The following is a 20,981-nucleotide window of genomic DNA, read 5'->3' as shown; positions in this document are numbered from 1 at the left end:
AATTTTTTATTGATTAACGCTACTTTCTATGGTCGTGAATTTTGCATCACCCCATAAACCTTCTATGTCATAAAATTCTCGAACTTGCTTTTGGAATACGTGGACTACTACGTTTACATAGTCCATCAATACCCATTCGGCATTGTCCTCGCCTTCTACGTGCCAGGGTTTATCTTGAATCGCTTTACTTACTGTTTTTTGGATAGAACCTACGATCGCATTTACATGCGTATTGGACGTACCGTTACAAACTATGAAGTAATCACAAACGGTGTTTTCAATTTCTCTTAAATCTAATAGATTTACATTTTGTCCTTTTACTTCGTCAACTCCTTGTATAATTAATGCAATTAACTCATCTGCGCTAGTTTTATTTTCCTGCATTCAAAAATTTTAATTTTTACAAAGTTATTATTTTTTTGTTCTTTTAGGTCTAGTTTTTAACAATACATTAAAGATTCACAATAAGAACTGTAAATGCAAATAATCAAACTTGATGCCACGCAATCTACAAATACCTATTTAAAAGATTTGTCATTTAAAAGGGAGTTAGATGATTTTACTGTCGTAACTACCAAAAATCAAACTTCAGGTAGGGGGCAGTTAAATGCGAAATGGGAATCTGAGCCTGGTAAGAATCTAGCATTCAGCATATTGAAAAAGAATTTGGATATTCCTATTCAACGGGTTTTTCTTGTAAGTGTTTGTGTTTCATTGGCTATAATAGAGAGCTTAAAAGATTTTGATATACCTGATTTAAGTATTAAATGGCCAAACGACATTCTGTCAGGTAATTACAAAATCGGCGGTATTTTAATCGAAAATATCATAACTGGTTCTAAAATAAAGCGGAGTATAATAGGTTTTGGTTTAAATGTAAACCAAAAATCATTTAAAAGCGCACCACATGCCTCTTCATTAAATGCGATAACCGGTACTGATTTTGATCTTGATGAAATTTTTTATTCGCTGATAGAACATCTACATCAAAACATGATCAAACCTTTTCAATTAATGGAAAGTGAATTGTATGCACAGTATCATGCCCATTTATTTAAAAAAGGGCAAATGAGTACGTTCAAGATTCACGATGACATACAAATTACCGGTACAATTGAAAAAGTTTCTATTGACGGTAAATTGGTAGTGAAACTAGTAAATGGTGATTTTCAAGAATTTGGCTTAAAAGAAATACAGTTACTGTATTAGATTTTTGACAAATTTGTTGAAAGCGTATTTATAAAATTCGTGATTGGTGATTTGATCATCATGGCCATCATGGCATTAAATTCACCTTTGAAGCTTAAAATAACTTCACTTTGCTGACCATCAACTTCTTGGATGTTTGCCGTTAAGGTGAATGGCAATTTATCACTGGCCGCACCTAAAATTATTTGTTCAAAAGGAGTTTGCTCTTTTTTTTCCAATACAATTTCGGGCATGCCTTTTAAGGCAAAAAGAAATCTATTTTCATTAAGTACTTCGAACTTATCAATGTTTTCTGGCATTAACTGTCTAAAATTAGATAGTTCGTTCAAAAAGTTAAAAGTATCTTCTTTACTTTTTGCTACTTGTGCCTTAGGCGTTTCTATAAACATATATTATTTATTTGTCCATTTAGAAGGGTCTTTCCTCCATTCCATTAAAGTTGCTAATTGCTCTTCTTTTACATAACCAGTGTCAGAAGCTTGTTCAATTAAATGAGCGTAATTGCTTAACGTGTGCAACTCTGTATTTTCTTCTTTAAAATTAGAATCGGCAGTTTCAAAACCATAGGTAAAAATAGCCAACATGCCTTTAACTTTGGCATCTATAGCTTTTAGTGCCTTTACGGCATTTAGGCTGCTTTTACCGGTACTGATCAAATCTTCGATCACAACCACCGTTTGGTGTGCTTCTAAATGACCTTCTATTTGATTTTGACGCCCGTGAGATTTGGGCTCAGGACGTACATATACGAATGGTAGGTTGAGTTTGTCCGCTACCAAAGCACCAATGCCAATTGCCCCGGTGGCAACCCCAACAATACAATCTGGCTTGCCATATAATTGTTCAACTTGCTTAGCCATTTCATCACGAATATAGTTTCGGATGATAGGGTAAGAAAGTAAAATCCTATTGTCGCAATATATAGGAGATTTCCAACCCGAAGCCCATGTAAAAGGATTTTCGGGTTTCAATTTTATTGCATTAATTTGCAAGAGAAGCTCTGCCGTTTTTTTTGCAGTGTTTTTGTCTAAAACCATGACGCAAATGTATAAAGTTTTTGTTAATGAATTGCCTTTGATTTTAACAAATAAACTCTCCGATACCACAAAGGGTGAGTATTTTTTGTTAAATAAGGAGTCTATTGAAGAGGCTATAAGTTCATTGAGGAAGGGGAAGTTGGAGGAAGCGTTCATATACCACCCAAACCACGATGAAATTTTAAAAAAGTTTACTCAAGAAATACCTCTGGTTATTGCTGGAGGTGGTGTTGTGTACAATAAGGAAAGAAAAGTTCTTTTCATTTATAGAAATGATAAGTGGGATTTGCCAAAAGGAAAACTTGATAAAGGCGAAACAATTGAAGAGTGTGCCATACGTGAAGTAGAGGAAGAAACAGGGGTCAAAGGCCTCCGATTGGATAATTACTTGCGCACTACATATCATGTTTTTAGACGTAATGGTATTACCAAACTCAAACAAGTATTTTGGTACGAAATGAGTACCGATTATGAGGGTAAATTAAAACCTGAAAAAAAAGAAGGCATTTTTAAAGTTAGATGGAAAGGTCCTGAAAAAATTAAAAAAGCCTTGGAGAATTCTTATGTGAACATAAGAATTCTATTTGAAGAAGATTAAATTCAGTTAGTTATTCTATAGATCGGATATTGCATGTAAGCCTCCTCATAGTGTTTACTATGTTTAAATAACCATTTTAGTTGTAGGTACCAGTTGTTCTTAAAATCTAAGTCTTCTATCTTTTTATTTTCAAATTCAGATTTTAGTATGGTATCATTGTTTAGCATCTCTAAAGCGGTGTCCTCAAAAACATAAGGAGAAAATCCTTCTTTTTGTTGTAGAATAGTATCAAAAAAGTTCCAGTTAAAAAATGAATCTACGGCACTAGGCTCCAACGTTTCAATAATATACCTAAGACCGGGTTGATCTACTGGTATTACAATATCACCAGCTTTAAATTCTTTAGTAATATTGGTCACGTTTACAGAAGTATTATAATGAGGATAATGACCTTCGTAAGGTGATGTATACGTACTGTAATCGTCAATTTGATATGATTCGACCAATATCGTGGAATCTTGTTTTAATTCAGTGTACGAAATTTTATTCAAGTCTAATCTTTTAATAACATTGTGCCACTGCTTTCCTAGTACGTATGCTTTTGGTATTTGGATGGAGTCAGATGCCTTAAAATAATCTTGATAAGTTATTTCAGTTTCTATAGGTACTTCTCGGTTATATTTTAGTCTGTTAAAACCAGTAATTTCGCTAGTTAATGTATCGGCCTTAAACCCTTTAAATATAAAATTTGAAACTTTAGTTGTATCTACTTGCCATTGAGTAGGGTAGTAATCATTCTGCTGAAAAGCGTTTTTTGCAGCATTTCTCATTTCTTTTATTTTGCTGCCATCTTTTTCTGCTATGGCAATCATGTTCAACATGAGTTGGTACGTTCCCGCTACACGTTGATCGTAGAGTTTTAGCATATGTGTCTCTACCATCATACCTACGGTATTCCATAGCGTGGTGTACCCCGTAGAGTACCTAGGGTTGTCCAGAAATTGCTGAAATCCATTTTCTGGCGGTGAGTTAAATACATTTACATAGGGCGTAATATCCCACCCGTTGTTCAATAAAGAGTCTTGTAGTTGGGGCATTAGGTCATCATGAACATATTTACCCAATTTTCCTCCTAATTTATTGTGCTGGGTAAATAAATGGGTAAGGGTGTATTGATAGTCCGCACCGTTGCTAACATGGTTATCTATAAAAACATCTGGATCAATTAGATGAAAAATCTTGGTAAAGGTTTCTGTGTTTTTGGTATCCGTTTTTATAAAATCCCTATTAAGGTCATAGTTCTTGGCATTACCTCTAAAACCATATTCAACCGGACCGTTTTGGTTGGCACGTGTGGTACTGTTCCTATTAAGGGCGCCACCAACATTATAAACAGGTATGGTAGCAATAATGGTTTCTTCAGGCGTTTTAATTTCATTGCTTGCCAAATCTCTAAAAAGTAACATGGTAGCATCTATACCATCACTCTCCCCAGGATGAATACCGTTATTGATCAATAACATGGTATTGTTCATCGCTAATTTTTTGAAATCGAAATCACCTTTGCTACTAAATGTTACCACATGTAGCGGCTTGCCACTATCAGTAGTGCCAATGGTCTGTATGTTTATAGTTGAAAATTCTTTGGCAAGTTTTATGTAAAATTCTATTACCTGTTCATAGGTAGCCGTTTCGGTTTTATTGGAAGTTTCAAACGGTGTAGGAAAATCTGTTTTGGTATCTTCAATCTTATTCTCGCAAGAAATCAATGAAAAAAACAATAATAGAGGTAGGATCGCTTTCATGAACAATCAATTAAATTGGTTTAAAGGCCATTAATTGATTGTAAAAATAAGGATTACTTTATTGGTTTATGCAACTTGGGTAATTTCTACAATTTTATTTCTATCAATCGGTTTTTGGTTAAAAGTTATGAGATGATGACTTTTACCTTTAAAATATTCCCATTGTTGTTGGTCACGAGGGTCAATTGAAGAGGTGACAATATTAATTCTAATTTTATCGGTAATGGGAAGATTGATGAAAGCTTCTAAAAACTCCCATCCATCCATAATAGGCATATTGATATCTAAAAATATAATTTGCGGAATTTGTTGTTCATTATTAAAAAAATCGATCATAGCGTCTATGGCAATTTTGCCATTTGCATATGATGCAATCGTATTACAATCTACGCTAGAAGAGATTAATTTTCGCAAACCAAAAACGGTAATTGCGTCGTCATCTATAATAGTGATATCACTAATTTTTTTCATTAAAGAAAATTTTAAATTCTGTTCCTTCTCCTTCTACACTACTAACTTCAACTTTACCGTTCATAGCGTCAATTTGGTTTTTGGTTAGGTATAGTCCTATACCTCTGGCATCTTTATGGTCATGAAAGGTTTTATACATACCAAAGAGTTTTTTGCCATATTTCTCCAAATTTATTCCTAAACCATTGTCTTTTATGGTCAATATTGAATAATTATCTTTTTTCTCCGCACTTAATTCAACTTTGGCTTCTCTTTCGGGGTGTTTATATTTTACCGCATTAGAAATAAAGTTGGTTAAAATGCTATCTAAATATGCCGGTACTGAACTTACCGTGAAATCTTCTGGTATGTTGTTTTCAATAGTGGCATTATTATTTAAAATAAGTGAAGATAAACCTTGCTTAGCATCTGTTATCTTTTCATTTAAATAAAGTTCTTTAATTTCTATATTGGTGTTAGTATTTATTGAAACTACTTCATTTAAATTGTCTAAGGTTTCAAGTAAGCTATTAGAGGCCTTGGTCAACATTTCTACGATCTTTGTCTTTTCATCTTCATCTTTTTCGTTTTCTAAAAAGTTCAGCAGCATTGAAAAATTTGCCGAGTGAGAACGTAAATTATGTGAGACTATATGTGCAAAGTTCAGTAGTTTTTTGTTTTGTACCGAGGCAATGTTTATAATGTTTCTTAACTCTTTTTCTTTTTCTTTAAGTTTTGTAATGTCTAAACTAATACCTACAATACCATAAGCTATTCCTTTACTGTTTAATAATGGAATTTTAGAACTAAGAAAAGATGTTGACTTACCTTCTAAAGTAATTTTTTTTGTTTCCTTACCAATAATTGGTTCAAGGGTATTCATTACTTTTAAATCCTCTGCTCGTATTTTTTCTGCGGTCTTAAAAGGATAAAGGTCAAAATCGTTTTTACCTATAACTTCTTTTGGGTCTTTTACGCCAAGGTATTCGCATTCCGCTTTATTGATCAATACCTTTCTGGATTCTGTATCTTTAATGTATACATTAACGGGTAAATTGTCTATTAGCGTTCTAAGCAATTTTTCATTATCTATAGTTTTAATGTTTGCTTCAACCTGCTCATGTATATCTTGAAATGTACCTATAAGACCAACCATTTTACCTTTATTATAAATAGGTTTCCCCCCGGCCATTACCCATTTTTCTTTTCCGGTAGCGGTTATGATCTGTAATTTTAAATTACTCCATGCCTTCCCTTTATTTTGTGCTTCGTACAAAGCCATTGAAATGGTATTTCTACTATGCCCCTCTTTATAATAAAATAAGGCACTCTCAATGTTGGGAGAAAAATTTTGCGGTACCTCGTGTATGGCTTTGGTAGTTTCGCACCAAATAAGTTGGTTTTCGGCAATATTATACTCCCATCTACCAATTTTAGTGATTTCTGCTTGTTGTTGAAGAAATAGTTCTTTCTTGTTCAATTCAAGCTCATTGTTTACTGCATCGGTAATGTTACTTAATTGAATGATGGCCCCAACGATATTTTCATCAACATCATACCAAGGCGCATTGCTCCACTCGAACCAAAGCTCTTGTCCGTCGCAATCAGTGGCTTTATGAATGCCCATTGGCTGAGGATTACCTTTAAAACAATTTTCTATTACCATTTTCCATTTATGGCTTAAATCGGGAAAAACGTCAAATAAGCTATCAGATTTACAACACTCATTATGTTTATTAAAAAGACTCGTCCATTTGTCAGAAGTCTGAACAATATTAAAATTAGTATCAATGAAGGCTGTTGGTGCCGGCAATTGTCTAATTAAGTACGAGGCATTTGATGTTAGGGGAACTTTTACCATACCGATGAAATTTCTTACGAATTTAACGGGAATGGCATATTTAACTATATAATTGTTGTGAATGCTGCCATTTACGTTGTAAAAGATTTAAAAAGATACTTTTTAATTATGTTTTTACTTTTTGTTAAAATGAAACCTAAAAATAGAACCTTGCCCAGGTGTGCTTTCTACAGTGATTTTACCGTTCATGGCTTCCATTTGGTTTTTTGTGATGTAAAGACCAATACCTCTAGATTCTTTGTTTCTATGAAAGGTTTTATAAAGACCAAAAAGTTGGTCTCCATACTTTTCCAAATCTATCCCCAATCCGTTATCCTCAACGCTTAAAGTGGTATAGTTTTTATCTTCCTGTGCGCTTAAAATTATAATAGGGTTTTTTTCTTCACACCTATATTTAATAGAATTGGTAATGCAGTTGGTTAAAATACTATTTAAGTAAGCTGGTAAAGCTTTAATGGTCGTGTTATCTGAAATTTCATTAATAATTTTACCATTGGTCTGTTTAAGCAATCCTGCTACATTTTGCTCCACAACAAAAACACTTTCGTTAAGGTTAAGTGATTTCTTTTCATTGTTTACATTTGATTTAACCGCTACAATCTCCCTTAGACCTTTAATTGTTTCAGATAAATTGTCAGATGCGTTAAAAAGCATGGTCATATACTTATTTCGCTGCGTTAGACCTTTCTCATCATTAAGAAAGTTTAAGAGCAACGAAAAGTTAGTCGCATGAGTTTTAAGGTTGTGAGAAACCATGTGGGCAAAATTGAGAAGTTGATTATTTTTTTCTCTTGATGCCGAAATCGTATTCTTTAATTTTTTTTCTAATTTAGTTTGTGTGGTAATATTTTCTACAGTGCAGAGAATACTCTTTTTATTGTTTCTGCCCACTACCAAATTTCCTGTAACCTTTAAATTTAATTGGTGTTTCAGTTTATTAGTGAAAGTGAATTTAACAGGCTTAAATGCGCCATTTTCTTCTAATTGATGCACTATACTTTCTAATTTACCTATAAATGAAGTATTTACAAACTTTTTAAAACTCTTGTTTAAAAAGGTATTTTTATCAAACCCGGATAATTTTAAAAATTGATGATTGACATTTATGAATCTTCCGGTTTCATAATCAACAATGGCAAGACCGTGGGGAATTTTCTCAAATAAAGGGTATTCATTGAGTTCGTCTTCCAATTTTGAAAGTTGAATATCTATTTGATTTTCTTCATCAACCTCTTGAATAGTTCCTATGACTCTAATGCACTTACCATCTTTAAACTTTGGTCTACCAATGGTGTTTACCCATATTACATTACCATCCTGTTTTCTCAACTGGGCTTTAACATTCCATGGTTTACCTAAATTGATTGCCTCATCTACAGCTTTTTGAATTATATTTTTAGAATCATCTACATAAAAAGCGATAGCATTTTCTAAAGTTGGTTCAAAGTCGGTTTTTAAACCATATATTTTATTTACAATTGGTGTCCAATGTAAAGAGTTGTTGATAATGTCTAGCTCCCAACTGCCTATTTTAGCAACAGAACTTTTAGTATTGAGTAAAAGTTTTGTCTTGTTAAGCTCCAATTCCAATTCCTCTGTTTTGGTAATGGGCTCAACTTTTATGATCACACCAATTATATTTCCATATCCGTCTTTCCAAGGATTTAAGTGCCATATGGAATCTTCAGATGAATAATGACAATCTTTTGCGTTGTATTTAAATTTAATATCCCGCAAACCGTCTAAACTATATTTTAAACGGGTAGAAAGATCTTGAGACAATTCAGGAAATAGACTTATAAAGTTTTCACCTTCTATTTGGTCAAGATCCAATTGAAAATTGGCGAGCCATCTTGGTGAAGCACTTATCAAATTAAAACCGGTATCTATTATAGCAATAGACGATGGAATTTGGTTGATCCAATCTAAAGAAAATGATGAACTATTTTTTGATTTCAGCATAGGTGGAAAGAATTTTCCTACTAAATTATAAGAATATATCAACCTTGCCTTGTAAATTGTTGTGTTTTTGCGAAAAAGTGTGGTTGAGATGGCTTTTTATGTTGTCAGGCCGATGAAATGCATCTATTTTCTTACAGAATCGGGTACTAAACCTGTATAATCGCCTCCATTACGTATTACGTCTCTTACAATAGACGAACTAATGTACGATTTGCCCGATGAGGTCAATAAAAACACGGTTTCTATCTCAGATAACTTTCTATTTGTATGGGCTATGGCCTTCTCAAACTCAAAATCCCCGGGATTACGTAATCCCCTTAAAATAAAATTAGCATCTACTTTCTTACAAAAATCTACTGTCAGTCCTTCATAAGACTTAACGGATATAGATGGTACATCTTTGAAAGCTTCCTCAATAAATTTTATACGTTGTTCTAGACTGAACATGTATTTTTTGTCTGCATTTTTTCCTATAGCAATAATTACTTCATCAAATAAAGTAATACCTCTCATAATAATATCATGATGACCTAAGGTCAATGGGTCAAAAGATCCAGGAAAAATTGCGCGTCTCATATATTGATTTTACTTTCTAAATATAGGTAATTTAAGACAATGCCTCTGTTATAGCATGTTCAAATAACATGCCCAGGTCAATACCTGCCTCTTTTGCTTGTTGAGGTAAGATACTTTCCGTGGTTAAACCCGGTGTAGTGTTCATTTCCAATAAATAAGGCTCGTCACCAATAAAGATGAATTCACTTCGGGAAAAACCGGTCATTTTTAAAACTTCATATATTTTCTTGGAGGCTTGAGTAACATTTTTCAATTGTGTATCATTAATTCTAGCAGGGGTAATTTCTTGTGATTTACCTTCATACTTGGCTTCGTAATCAAAGAAATCGTTTTCAGAAACAATTTCGGTAATAGGGAAAACAGTTGTTTCTCCCTTCAGTTTTAAAACACCTACGGATACTTCGGTTCCTTCAAGAAAACCTTCAATAATAATTTCATCGTCTTCTTTGTATGCTGTTTCAATGGCACTTTTTAGGTCTTTGGCTTCATATACTTTGGTGATGCCATAACTACTTCCAGATTTGTTCGCTTTAACAAAACAGGGAAGTTTTACTTTTTCTATGATTTCATTTTCATTGATATCATCGCCTAAGTTTAAGTAATAAGATGGTGCTGCTTTAATGCCGTAAGGTTTAAGAACACTTAATAGATCCCTTTTATTAAAGGTAAGGGCGGCCTGGTAAAAATCACATGAAGTATGTTTTAGTCCTAAGAGTTCAAAATAGGCTTGCATTAAGCCATCTTCACCTGGTGATCCGTGAATAGCATTGAAAATACAATCAAACGTTACCGATGTGCCATTAAGGGGAATGGAAAAATTATTCCGGTCAATGGGGGTTTCCTTTTCATTATCATCGACATGAACCCATCTATCCTTAAAAATATGAATTCTATAAAGGTTGAACTTTTCTTTATCTAGGTAATTATAGACCACATTACCACTTTTAAGGGATATTTTATATTCACTAGAATAGCCGCCCATTATAATTGCAATATTTTTTTTCATCTATTTGGTCAGTTAAGATTGCTTTAGCAAAGATGAAGCATTGAAATAAAATATAAAAGAAAACCTTTAGCATTCATCTAAGGGAATATATTTTTATGGATATGGTCTAACTATAGATCTATGCGCATGAATTGGTACGGGGGCATTTACTATATTTGTCGGGTCAAATAATATCTATGAGGAATTTTTTCAATTTTTTAAAAAGCAAAACCTTTTTAATTCAACTAGGGCTTGCGGTACTGGTATTGATAACTACCATTTTTCTTGTGTTAAGGTACTTGAACAGTACTACTAATCATGGTGAGTTTGTAGAAGTGCCCGACTTTTCTAAGAAGTCTGTCATGGAAATGAGAAAATCTATTGAAGAGGCCGGTTTGCGATATGAAGTGTTGGACTCTGCAAATTACAATCCAGATTATCCTAGATTTTCAATCATAGAACAAAACCCTACGGCAGGATCAAAAGTAAAGGAAAATAGAAAGGTGTATTTTACGGTAAATCCTTCTGGATATAAGAAAGTTACCGTTCCTCAAATAATACAAGTGACCAAGCGTAATGCCTCTTCAATGTTAAAGGCAGTTGGTTTAGATGTACAAAGGGTTACCTATATAGATGAGTTGGGTAAAGATATGGTGTACCGTATAAAATTTAAGGGCAAGGATATTAAGCCCGGTGATAAGTTGCCAAAAACATCTAAGATAGAATTGATCTGTGGAAATGGTAGTATTACCGAAAGAGCCATTATTAAATCTGAATCAGAAGATTAGATGGAAGAGAAAATGGAGCGCCCTGAGAATGAAGATGGCGAACTTTTTGAACATCATAGAGTTGTAGCGTCTAAAGGTCAAGTACCTTTAAGAGTGGATAAGTTTTTAATGAATTTCATTGAAAATGCTACGCGAAATAAAATTCAACAATCTGCGAAAGATGGTCATGTTTGGGTCAATGATCAGATTGTAAAATCTAACTACAAGGTAAAGGCAGGTGATGAGGTAAAGGTTCTTTTTGAGCATCCACCGCATGAGTTTTTATTGGTTCCAGAAGATATACCTTTAGACATTGTTTATGAAGATGATGTATTATTAGTGGTGAATAAACCTGCAGGCATGGTTGTACATCCCGGGCATGGTAACTATTCAGGAACCTTAATTAATGCCTTAATACATCATACAGATAATTTGCCATCTAACAGTAACGAGAGACCCGGTTTGGTGCATCGTATAGATAAAGATACCTCTGGTTTATTGGTAGTTGCAAAAACTGAAGCCGCAATGACCCATTTGGCCAAGCAGTTTTTTGATAAGACTTCAGAAAGGGAATATATAGCTTTAGTTTGGGGTAATATTGAAGAAGATGAAGGCACTGTGGAGGGTCATGTAGGTAGAAACCCTAAAAATAGATTGCAAATGCATGTTTTTCCTGAAGGGGAAGAAGGTAAAGAAGCAGTTACCCATTTTAAGGTTTTGGAAAGATTAGGTTACGTTACTTTAGTATCATGTAAACTAGAAACGGGTAGAACACATCAAATTAGGGTTCATATGAAGTATATAGGTCATACCCTTTTTAATGATGAGCGTTATGGTGGTGAAAAAATATTGAAGGGAACAACCTTTACAAAGTATAAACAATTTGTGGAGAATACCTTTAAACTATTGCCTAGACAGGCATTACATGCCAAAACTTTAGGTTTTATACATCCTGTTACGGGTGAGCATATGAGTTTTGATTCTGAAATACCAGATGATATGGCCAATGCAATTGAAAAATGGCGTAGCTATAGCAAGAACAGTACAGCATAAGATTTTTCAATAGCACTATTTAAACTCTTTTATATCTTTTGTAGGTCTTCAAGTTGATCATGTTTATTTTTGGAGAATTAAAATTGCATTATGAAAATTGTTATTTCTCCGGCAAAGTCATTGAACTATGAAAGTGACTTGCCAACAACTAAATATACATCGCCAGAATTTATTGAAGATGCTGAAAAGCTGAATAAAATATTAAAGAAGAAAAAGCCAAAAGCACTTTCTGAATTGATGTCCATTTCAGATAACTTGGCACAATTAAACTGGCAGCGTAATCAAGATTTTACAACACCGTTTACACCTGAAAATGCCAGACCGGCAATTTATGCCTTTAGCGGTGATGTATACCAAGGCTTAGATGCTTATACGTTAACCGAAGAGAAGATTGAAATTTTACAACAATCGCTCAGAATTCTTTCGGGGCAGTATGGTATATTGAAACCTCTAGACCTTATGCAACCTTACCGTTTAGAGATGGGAACATCTTTAAAAATTGGAAGAAAGAAAAACCTATATGAATATTGGGGAGAAAGGCTTACCGATCATTTGAACAATGAAATGGAAGAAGGGGAGCTATTGGTGAACTTAGCCAGTAACGAATATTATAGTGCATTAAAACCGAAAAAAATTAAAGCAGATATTATTACTCCGGTATTTAAAGATTGGAAGAATGATCAGTTAAAGATAATTAGCTTTTTTGCCAAAAAAGCTAGGGGTTCTATGGTGAGGTATATTATTGATACAAATGCAAAAACTCTTGAAGATATAAAAGGTTTTAATTTAGATGATTATCAGTTTAGTAAAGAGCATACTTTAAAAGAAAATCAACCCGTTTTTATTAGATAAAATATTATTATCTCTTTTTCGTTCTAAAGGTATAACAAGACGTCTATGAAAAGGGTTTATTTGCTATCTGTAATTATCGTTGTCCTATTAATCTCGTGTACTGATAGGGATGATGAGGTTAATCTTGTCAATATCCGTATTCACAATAGCACAGAACTTTTTTTTAGTGAAGTAAGAATTGCGGATAAAGATACTGTGTATGAGAATATTGCGGCAGATGAGTTTTCAACTTATATGGAGTTTGAAACTGCATTCGCCAATCCTGCAATAGCGATACTTACAGATTCAACAAGTCTTAACTATTTTCCAACAGATGTTTTATCAGATTCCTTACCTATTGGTTTTTATACCTATGAAATATCTTTGGATGAAGATAACCAAGTAGATTTAACCTTTAGAATAGACGATTAGAACTATTTCTTTTTACTGATTTTTATTTTTTCTTCTACGGTAGGTCTCTTTTTAATTTTACGAGGTCTTCTTGCCCCGTAAGAATTATTAGATATTTTTCCTTTTTTAGATTTTCTGTCTCCTTTACCCATAATATTGTTCTTTCTATTAAAGTAAGTAATTTAGTCATGATCGGTCATTTTAATAGGCTCAAGAGAATAAATCACTAATGCAAAAGATTTTTAAGCATATTCACCCATATGAACCATTTATTGACAATTCTACTGAAAAACTTATAGTGGGGACCTTACCGCCACCTCGTTTTACTACCGGTGATTTAAAAGAAGGAGATGTAAACTTTTGTTACGGAAGCAGGGACGGGCAGCTATGGCCTATTTTAAATAAAATCTTTGATCTTAATTTGAAATTTGAAACCACTAGTAAAGCTATTGATCAGCGCAAAATATTTTTGAAGGATAGAAAAATTGGCATATGCGACATAGTAGCTTCTGCAGAAAGAGAGAAAATTGATGCCTCTGATTTAGGTATGCAGAATATAGCATTAAGAAATGTTCTCGGGTATCTAGAAGAATATCAAAAAATACACACGCTTTTATTTACAGGTGGTAATAGTAAAAATGGACCGGAATATTTTTTCCGAAAACATTTAAAGGAAAGTGCGGTAGCATTAAAATTGATTTCTAATCAGGTGCCTAGAATTCATGAGTTTGTACACCCAAGTACTAATAAACTTATAAGAACGGTTTCGTTAACGGCACCTTCTGGTGCAGCAAATAGGGCAGTAGGTAGTTTGGATTTGTATAAGAAAATGAAAAGTGAAAATCCTAAATTCAATACAATAGACTTTAGAGTGTTACAGTATAAAAAATATTTTTAATAGATGTGATGGTTCTGTAAGTGGATAAACTAAAAAGAGTCTTGTTTTTAAGACAAGACTCTTTTACGAGAACACTATATGAAAATGAAAAAATTTTTTACTTATTTACACTGTAAAGATATATAGGCACTACTGTTTTTTGGAATATTTGTTGTCAATACAGACAATTTTGTGGTATACTTCTATGAATATGATATTTCACAAAAATCATTCTCTAAATTCTCTTGGAATAGCGATATTTATGTTCGAAATTTAAAGAGTTTGTCGTAATGGTACGACTAAAAGTTTTTTAATATATGCAACAAAAAGAAAGATTAGCAGAATTTAAGAAATCTGTTCAAAATAAATTTAATGTTTACAATAGTCTATTCTTAAACCTTCCCTACGAGAATATTGAAAATGTAGGTATGTTGATTCCTTTATTACTGAATCAATCTGAAAAGGGGTTAAGTGACGGACTAAACCCAAAAGAAATTCTTGAGAATTTTTTCGAGAATTTTGTAGAAATAAAATCAGAAAAAGAACAAATAGACTTTATGTTTCGCATCATACAGTATGTAGAAAGACAAGTTGTTCTTTATGATAGTGTAGAAGATGCGGCGTTTCCAAAGTTACACAAGCATTCTAGTTCATTGTCATTAAAAGATTATTTTCAGTTGGTTGAAAAGAATAAATCTTGGGATACTATTTGGGACAAGTTGAGTACGTTCAGTGCACGTATAGTTTTAACGGCGCACCCAACACAATTTTATACTCCGGCGGTTTTAGATATCATTACAAACCTTAGAACTTTAATATTAGAAGATAAAATTGATGAAATAGATGTAGGTCTTCAACAATTAGGCCTTACGTCTTTGATCAATGCAAAAAAACCGACACCATTAGATGAAGCCAAAAATATAATCTACACGCTAAGACATGTATATTATGATGCAATTGGTGATATGTATGCTTATATCAAGGGTAGTACAGGGTCAAAGAATTTTGAAAATCATGACATTGTCAAGTTAGGTTTTTGGCCTGGCGGTGATAGAGATGGAAATCCGTTTGTAACTGCAGATATCACCAGAGATGTAATGAACGAGCTTCGTTTAACGTTAATGAAGTGCTATTATAATGACCTTAAAGGTTTGGTGCATAAACTCACCTTTAAAGATGTACAAGAACCGTTGCAGAAGCTTAGGGGTAATTTATACACGGCCATGTTCGATAGTTCTAAGGATATTGGTTATGAAGATTTAATTGTTCCTTTAGAAGAAATACAATCCATATTAATAGAAAAATACCAAAGTCTTTATCTAAAAGATTTGGAAAAATTTATTGATAAGGTAAAGATATTCAAAGTGCACTTTGCTACAATAGATATACGTCAAGACCATAGTATGCATACCAAAGTTATGGTAGAAGTATTAAAAAAGAATGGTTTTATAAATGATGAGCTAAGTGAGTTATCTGACGAGGAATTATTGGATATTCTTTTGCATAAGAATTTAAATTTGGTAGCAGATGATTATGAAGTAGATATTGTAAAAGATACTATTAAGAATATACTTCAATTACAGACCATACAGGCTAAAAATGGAGAAGAAGGATGTAATAGATACATTATCAGTAATTCTGAAGATAAGTATTCCATTTTGTTTGTTTACGCACTGTTTAGATGGTGTGGCTGGGCAGACAAAGAAATAACGTTTGATATAGTGCCTTTATTCGAAACAATGAACGGAATGGATACAGCTCAAGATACCATGAAGTTTTTATTCAGTTTACCTGAGTATATGGACCATTTAGAAAATAGAAATAAAAAGCAGACTATAATGCTTGGATTTTCCGATGGTACTAAAGATGGGGGCTATTTAAAAGCCAACTGGTCAATTTTAAAGACAAAAGAAGAGCTTTCAGAGGTTTGTGATCAGAATGATATTGCTGCCGTATTTTTTGATGGTAGGGGAGGCCCACCGGCAAGAGGAGGTGGAAAAACGCATCGTTTTTATGCTGCCCAGACCAATAAAGTGGCGAACAATGAAATTCAATTAACTATTCAAGGGCAGACCATAACAAGTACTTATGGTACCAAAGAACAGTTTATTTATAATAGTGAGCAACTATTGACCGCCGGATTGTCTAACACAATTTTAGGAAAAGAAATTGTTATATCTGATGCTGATAGAGAGTTGATTGAAGAGCTGTCAGAACTAAGTTTTAAAAAGTATGATGATCTAAAACACCATGATAAGTTTATGCCGTACTTGGAAAACATGAGTACGCTTAAATATTACACAAAAGCAAATATTGGTAGTAGACCTGGAAAAAGAGGAAATAAGGCTAAACTTGAATTGTCTGATTTAAGGGCAATTTCATTTGTAGGGTCATGGAGTCAATTAAAGCAGAACGTACCAGGTTATTATGGTATTGGTACTGCTCTTGAGAAACTTGAAAAAGATGGAAGATTTGAAGAGGCCAAAAGGTTGTACCAAGAAGTACCGTTCTTTCAAGCTTTGATGATGAACAGTATGATGAGTCTTACCAAATGTTATTTTGAATTGACCAGTTATATGAAAGAAAATAAGGAGTATGGTGCTTTTTGGGAGATTCTTCATGCAGAATATGAATTATCTAAAGCAATGCTTCTAAAACTATCTGGCATGGAAATATTAATGAAGAAAGAAGCAATTTCTAGGGAGTCCATCAAAATTCGTGAGAGTATAGTCTTGCCTTTATTGGTTATTCAACAATATGCGCTTCAAAGGATTGGAGAAGGTACGGAGTATAAAGAATTGTACGAAAAGATTGTTACCAGATCACTATACGGTAATATCAATGCTAGTAGAAACTCAGCATAGTTTTTTATAAAATAACATCCTAATAAAAGCCCGATTCAAAACATTGAATCGGGCTTTTTACTTTGTTGGATATAGTGTACTATTTTTTATTCTGTTGATTTTTAATAGTCTCCTTATCTATATCAAAATCGTTTGTTTCTATATTGGTATTCCCCGTCGGATTTGTTGGGTTATTCTGTTCTACTTTTCTTTTAAACTTTTTATTATCTTTTATAATTCCCATAATTTCAATTTTTTAGATTCATATTTAAGATAACAAATTGAAAATGAGAACTCCGTTAATTGGTTGATAAAGCTTTGTTATAGAGTGTTAAACTAAACTATTCAGTTTCACTTGGGCTAAGTAATGCATAAAACAATTTTATACCATACGCTATTTGTCCAATTTTTAAATTCTCATTGGGGCTATGCTGATTGTTATCTGGGTTTACCATTGGAATTATGAATGCAGGAATTTTCAGTTCATTGATAAATGGTGAAATAGGAACCGTACCGCCCATTATACGGATTTGAACAGGTTTTTCTCCAAATTTGTTTTCCATTGTTTTTACAATATTGTTCCCAAACGGATTATTTAGATCTGTACGAAACGCATCTGTAACCGTGCCTTCTTTAATCGTTACTATTTTATCATATTTCAAACGATCATCCATAGTGGGTTCCGTGTCCAATATATGATAGCCTTGATTTTTGATGTGTTCTCTTACCAATTTTTTAAGTCTGTTACCATCAGTTTCTGGAACAAGTCTTAAATCTAATTCTGCTGTAGCGGTAGCAGGAAGAATAGTCCTTGCTTGATCGCCGATCCATCCAGAACCTAGGCCCCTAATGTTTAGGGAAGGGTATTGCAATGCTTCTTGATAAAAACCGCCAACCTTTTCTGGGTTAGAGATGGCTAAATTGCTATTGATGACATCGGCATTGTCCGGAACGCTTTTTAAAATAGCTAATGTTGCATCATCTAATGAGATTCCATCATAATATCCTTTTATAAGAACTTTGCCATTGGCATCTTTCATTGTTGCTAGTAGCTGTGCCAACTGAAAACCAGGGTTAGGAGCGTAGTTTCCGTAATGACCACTATGTTGCGGTTTTATAGGACCATGGGTCGTAATTGATAATGTTGTGATTCCTCTACAGCCATAAACTATTGTTGGTTTCCCGGAAACATGAACCGGACCATCGTTTATCACCAAAAAATCGGCTTTCAATAAATCTTTATAGGTGCGTACAGCTTGTGGTAATGGTGCACTACTTTTTTCTTCTTCGCTGTCTAGAATTACCTTTACATTAAAAGGTATGTCTATAGCATCTTTTTTAAGTGCGTCAATAGAATTTAAAAACATAATGATAGGACCTTTGTCATCTGATGTAGATCTTCCAAAAAGTCGCCAATCATAGTTGATGTCATCATCTAATTCTGAAAAGGATTCGGTCTTCCAACCGTCATCAGATTTAGATTTTAGCACCACTTTGTAAGGATCAGGTTGGTCCCATTTTGCAGCGTCTACAGATTGCCCATCTAAATGCATATAGAACAAAATAGTTGGCTTGTTGTCGTCCATGGGTAGAGCGGCAAAAAATAAGGGTAGCCCTTCGGTTTCTAAAATGGTACTATTAAATCCGCGTTCAGTGAATTTTTTTCTCAGCCAAAAAAGGTTAGAATCTATGTCGTCTGCATTTAATGCATCATTAGGTATTGCTACAAATTCCCTTAATTCGCCAATAGCACTCGCTACTTTAGATTTTATTAATATGGAGTCTTGAGAATGGGCGGTAAAAAGTAATAAAAGGAATGTAAGTGTAAGAAGTTTTTTCATGGTCGTTCATGTAAATATATTCTTTAAAAGTAAGGAAAATAGAGAGAATAATCTGTGTTGGTACCAATAACATGGTATACAGAAAATTATAAATTAATTTAAAAAAATGATGCAATAATAATATTCTTATTTAATGCGAATTTTAATTTTTGAATTAAAAAATTGTATTACTTTGATAGGTTATAAATTGTAAATAATGAAAAATTTCATCCAATATTTCTTATTGTTTTTTGTGCTTTATTCATGTTCTGATGATAATACAATTTCTGAGATAGAAGAGATTGATTCTGGAAATATTGAAGTTACTGTTTTGCTGGGATCCGATGCAGCAATTGGTGCTGTTGTAACTACGAATCCAGAAACAAGAACATTAGTAGTAGGAGAATCTGGTGTAGTGGTATTTGAAACTATTGATACAGGAAATTATGTAGTCAACGTGGTATTGAACCAAAATCCTGATTTTCTATATTTTCAAGAAGTTGTACTTACTAATAATGTTACTGAAAAGATAGTTTTTAATATCCCTGAAATATCCGAATTAACTGAGCAAGATTTGGACGTTGATTTTTTATTGAATGTGTCCTATAATAATTTGAGATCAATATTTAATGCAGACGCATATTTATCATATTGGGGGGATACTGGTACAGATATATTAAAAGCTAATCCAAATTTTAATGGTGGACTGGTTGATTTGGATGCCTATTCCTTTAATGCTCAATCTACTGTTATAAATCAGGTATGGGCGGAGCACTATATTCAAATAAGGGGCTTGAATTTGGGAATCGACTATTTATTGGATTCTTCAAATGTTGTGTCCAGTGAGATAGATAGAAAAGAATTAGAAGCACATTTTAAATTTTTAAGAAGCTTACTATATTTCAATCTGATAAAAATATATGGCAATCCTCTTTTAAGCGTAACAGCTGAAATAGATTTAAGCGGTCCGCCAAACTATCCTCAAAATCCAAGTACCACCTACTCACAAATAGAAGAAGATTTGCTTTATGCAATTGAAAATTTACCAGTTTTAAATAGTAATGATCAGGCAAATCAGTGGAGCGCAAGATTTTTATTGGCCAAAGTCTATATGACCATGGCCGGTTTTCCTTTAAATGAATACGGTAAATACGGCAGTGCTTTAGAACAGTTAAAAATTCTGCAAGGGCAGTATGAATTAATGGCAGATTATAATTCAGTTTTTAACGAAGAAAATGAAGCCTCAAATAGAGAAATTCTCTTTAAAATAACTTTTGATGGAAGTGAAGATTCCAAAAGTTCATTTAACGATTATTGGGGACCTTTGGGTATTGCTTCAGAAGATGCACTGTTACTTGTTTCTGGTTTTGAAAATTCATTCAATAGTTCCATGTTATTTGAAAATCCTGTTAGTTTTCCGATAGAAATTGAAGACAATCGGTTTAAGAATAACATAGCGACATTCTCTATTTCTGGTAATAATGTGGTTAATGAAGTAGATCCAAAGAATTGGAGACCATTAAAATGGTATAACGGAGAATTGCCTGATGCAGATTTTGAGTCTACATCGTTTGACTATCCTGTTTTTAGATATGCAGATGTATTGTTGTTGTTAGCAGAAGCTGAGAATGAAGTAAATGGACCAACTCCTTTAGCTTATGCAGCGATTAATCAAGTTCGGGAAAGAGCATTTGGGAACGAGAACAATGTACCTGGAAATCTTAATAAGGATCAATTCTTTGATGTAATTTATTTAGAGCGAAAATTAGAATTATGTTTTGAAGGCCATAGACGAGACGATTTAGTTAGATGGAACAAACTTCAAGAAGTTATAGATGGTTTTAACTCTACTAATGACTTTTCTAAAGATTACCAACCTCACGAGTACGTTTGGCCAATACCGCAATCGGAAATAGACTTAAATCCTAATGCGGTACAAAACCCAGGTTATTAGAA

Annotated in this window: 21 protein-coding genes; 9 read left to right on the top strand and 12 right to left on the bottom strand. The window is 33.3% G+C overall.

Annotated elements, in window-relative coordinates; genetic code table 11:
* Nucleotides 1-6 precede the first annotated feature (6 nt).
* Nucleotides 7-384, bottom strand: a complete 378-nt coding sequence (gene rsfS, locus YQ22_RS03470; protein ID WP_058105963.1) for a ribosome silencing factor — start codon at nucleotides 382-384, stop codon at nucleotides 7-9.
* A gap of 93 nt (nucleotides 385-477) precedes the next feature.
* On the opposite strand from rsfS, the gene YQ22_RS03465 reads away from it, so the two are divergent.
* Entirely contained in the window at nucleotides 478-1,209 is a 732-nt protein-coding gene (locus YQ22_RS03465; protein ID WP_058105964.1) for a biotin--[acetyl-CoA-carboxylase] ligase, read from the top strand.
* Here YQ22_RS03465 and YQ22_RS03460 read toward each other — a convergent pair.
* Nucleotides 1,206-1,598, bottom strand: a complete 393-nt coding sequence (locus tag YQ22_RS03460) for an orotate phosphoribosyltransferase (RefSeq protein ID WP_071340078.1) — start codon at nucleotides 1,596-1,598, stop codon at nucleotides 1,206-1,208. The two genes, YQ22_RS03465 and YQ22_RS03460, sit on opposite strands and share 4 nt — an antisense overlap.
* A 3-nt stretch (nucleotides 1,599-1,601) precedes the next feature.
* Complete coding sequence (gene pyrE / locus YQ22_RS03455) at nucleotides 1,602-2,246, bottom strand: orotate phosphoribosyltransferase (protein WP_058105966.1); 645 nt, start codon at nucleotides 2,244-2,246, stop codon at nucleotides 1,602-1,604.
* A 7-nt stretch (nucleotides 2,247-2,253) separates the two neighbouring features.
* Here pyrE and YQ22_RS03450 point away from each other — a divergent pair, with 7 nt between their 5' ends.
* Complete coding sequence (locus YQ22_RS03450; protein WP_058106014.1) at nucleotides 2,254-2,844, top strand: NUDIX hydrolase; 591 nt, start codon at nucleotides 2,254-2,256, stop codon at nucleotides 2,842-2,844.
* A 2-nt stretch (nucleotides 2,845-2,846) separates the two neighbouring features.
* Here YQ22_RS03450 and YQ22_RS03445 read toward each other — a convergent pair whose 3' ends face one another.
* The 6 genes from YQ22_RS03445 to YQ22_RS03420 form a co-directional block, all read right to left on the bottom strand.
* Complete coding sequence (locus YQ22_RS03445) at nucleotides 2,847-4,589, bottom strand: M14 family metallopeptidase (protein ID WP_071340077.1); 1,743 nt, start codon at nucleotides 4,587-4,589, stop codon at nucleotides 2,847-2,849.
* A gap of 66 nt (nucleotides 4,590-4,655) precedes the next feature.
* Nucleotides 4,656-5,060 (bottom strand): response regulator, encoded by a 405-nt coding sequence (locus YQ22_RS03440; RefSeq protein ID WP_058105968.1) that lies wholly within the window; start codon nucleotides 5,058-5,060, stop codon nucleotides 4,656-4,658.
* Nucleotides 5,047-6,900: a PAS domain-containing sensor histidine kinase gene (locus YQ22_RS03435; protein ID WP_083414184.1), complete on the bottom strand. Its 1,854-nt coding sequence runs from the start codon at nucleotides 6,898-6,900 to the stop codon at nucleotides 5,047-5,049. The genes YQ22_RS03440 and YQ22_RS03435 overlap by 14 nt, the downstream gene beginning before the upstream one ends.
* Nucleotides 6,901-7,014: 114 nt before the next feature.
* Complete coding sequence (locus YQ22_RS03430) at nucleotides 7,015-8,862, bottom strand: ATP-binding protein (protein ID WP_156894526.1); 1,848 nt, start codon at nucleotides 8,860-8,862, stop codon at nucleotides 7,015-7,017.
* A 123-nt stretch (nucleotides 8,863-8,985) separates the two neighbouring features.
* The gene (gene coaD, locus YQ22_RS03425; RefSeq protein WP_071340074.1) at nucleotides 8,986-9,438 is read right to left on the bottom strand and encodes a pantetheine-phosphate adenylyltransferase; all 453 of its coding nucleotides are present in this window, start codon (nucleotides 9,436-9,438) and stop codon (nucleotides 8,986-8,988) included.
* Nucleotides 9,439-9,469: 31 nt separating this feature from the next.
* On the bottom strand, nucleotides 9,470-10,444 hold the full coding sequence (locus tag YQ22_RS03420; RefSeq protein ID WP_071340073.1) for a D-alanine--D-alanine ligase: 975 nt from the start codon (nucleotides 10,442-10,444) through the stop codon (nucleotides 9,470-9,472).
* Nucleotides 10,445-10,620: 176 nt separating this feature from the next.
* On the opposite strand from YQ22_RS03420, the gene YQ22_RS03415 reads away from it, so the two are divergent.
* The 4 genes from YQ22_RS03415 (at nucleotide 10,621) to YQ22_RS03400 (ending at nucleotide 13,506) form a co-directional block, all read left to right on the top strand.
* Nucleotides 10,621-11,211, top strand: a complete 591-nt coding sequence (locus tag YQ22_RS03415) for a PASTA domain-containing protein (RefSeq protein ID WP_071340072.1) — start codon at nucleotides 10,621-10,623, stop codon at nucleotides 11,209-11,211.
* Nucleotides 11,212-12,243, top strand: a complete 1,032-nt coding sequence (locus YQ22_RS03410) for an RluA family pseudouridine synthase (RefSeq protein ID WP_071340071.1) — start codon at nucleotides 11,212-11,214, stop codon at nucleotides 12,241-12,243.
* A 90-nt stretch (nucleotides 12,244-12,333) separates the two neighbouring features.
* Nucleotides 12,334-13,095 (top strand): peroxide stress protein YaaA, encoded by a 762-nt coding sequence (gene yaaA, locus YQ22_RS03405; RefSeq protein WP_071340070.1) that lies wholly within the window; start codon nucleotides 12,334-12,336, stop codon nucleotides 13,093-13,095.
* Nucleotides 13,096-13,140: 45 nt separating this feature from the next.
* Nucleotides 13,141-13,506: a hypothetical protein gene (locus tag YQ22_RS03400; RefSeq protein WP_071340069.1), complete on the top strand. Its 366-nt coding sequence runs from the start codon at nucleotides 13,141-13,143 to the stop codon at nucleotides 13,504-13,506.
* Between the two features lie 2 nt (nucleotides 13,507-13,508).
* Here YQ22_RS03400 and YQ22_RS03395 read toward each other — a convergent pair whose 3' ends face one another.
* A complete protein-coding gene (locus tag YQ22_RS03395; protein WP_071340068.1) occupies nucleotides 13,509-13,637 on the bottom strand; it encodes a 30S ribosomal protein THX in 129 nt (42 codons plus the stop codon).
* 77 nt (nucleotides 13,638-13,714) lie between these two features.
* Here YQ22_RS03395 and YQ22_RS03390 point away from each other — a divergent pair, with 77 nt between their 5' ends.
* Both YQ22_RS03390 and YQ22_RS03385 read left to right on the top strand, forming a co-directional pair.
* On the top strand, nucleotides 13,715-14,383 hold the full coding sequence (locus YQ22_RS03390) for a uracil-DNA glycosylase family protein (RefSeq protein WP_058105977.1): 669 nt from the start codon (nucleotides 13,715-13,717) through the stop codon (nucleotides 14,381-14,383).
* Between the two features lie 296 nt (nucleotides 14,384-14,679).
* A complete protein-coding gene (locus YQ22_RS03385; RefSeq protein ID WP_071340067.1) occupies nucleotides 14,680-17,226 on the top strand; it encodes a phosphoenolpyruvate carboxylase in 2,547 nt (848 codons plus the stop codon).
* A 79-nt stretch (nucleotides 17,227-17,305) separates the two neighbouring features.
* Here the strand turns inward: YQ22_RS03385 and YQ22_RS19150 are convergent, their stop codons facing one another.
* Both YQ22_RS19150 and YQ22_RS03380 read right to left on the bottom strand, forming a co-directional pair.
* Nucleotides 17,306-17,449 carry a hypothetical protein gene (locus tag YQ22_RS19150; protein WP_167342577.1) on the bottom strand — a complete coding sequence of 48 codons (144 nt, stop codon included), beginning with the start codon at nucleotides 17,447-17,449 and terminating at the stop codon, nucleotides 17,306-17,308.
* Between the two features lie 97 nt (nucleotides 17,450-17,546).
* Nucleotides 17,547-19,046 carry a M20/M25/M40 family metallo-hydrolase gene (locus YQ22_RS03380; protein WP_071340066.1) on the bottom strand — a complete coding sequence of 500 codons (1,500 nt, stop codon included), beginning with the start codon at nucleotides 19,044-19,046 and terminating at the stop codon, nucleotides 17,547-17,549.
* A 196-nt stretch (nucleotides 19,047-19,242) separates the two neighbouring features.
* Between YQ22_RS03380 and YQ22_RS03375 the strand changes: the two genes are divergently transcribed.
* On the top strand, nucleotides 19,243-20,979 hold the full coding sequence (locus YQ22_RS03375; RefSeq protein ID WP_071340065.1) for a RagB/SusD family nutrient uptake outer membrane protein: 1,737 nt from the start codon (nucleotides 19,243-19,245) through the stop codon (nucleotides 20,977-20,979).
* Nucleotides 20,980-20,981 lie beyond the last annotated feature (2 nt).

It is taken from the genome of Maribacter sp. 1_2014MBL_MicDiv, assembly GCF_001865655.1.
Lineage (GTDB): Bacteria > Bacteroidota > Bacteroidia > Flavobacteriales > Flavobacteriaceae > Maribacter > Maribacter dokdonensis.
Note: the sequence above shows the minus strand (reverse complement) of the source record. Positions and strands in the feature narration are given on the sequence as shown.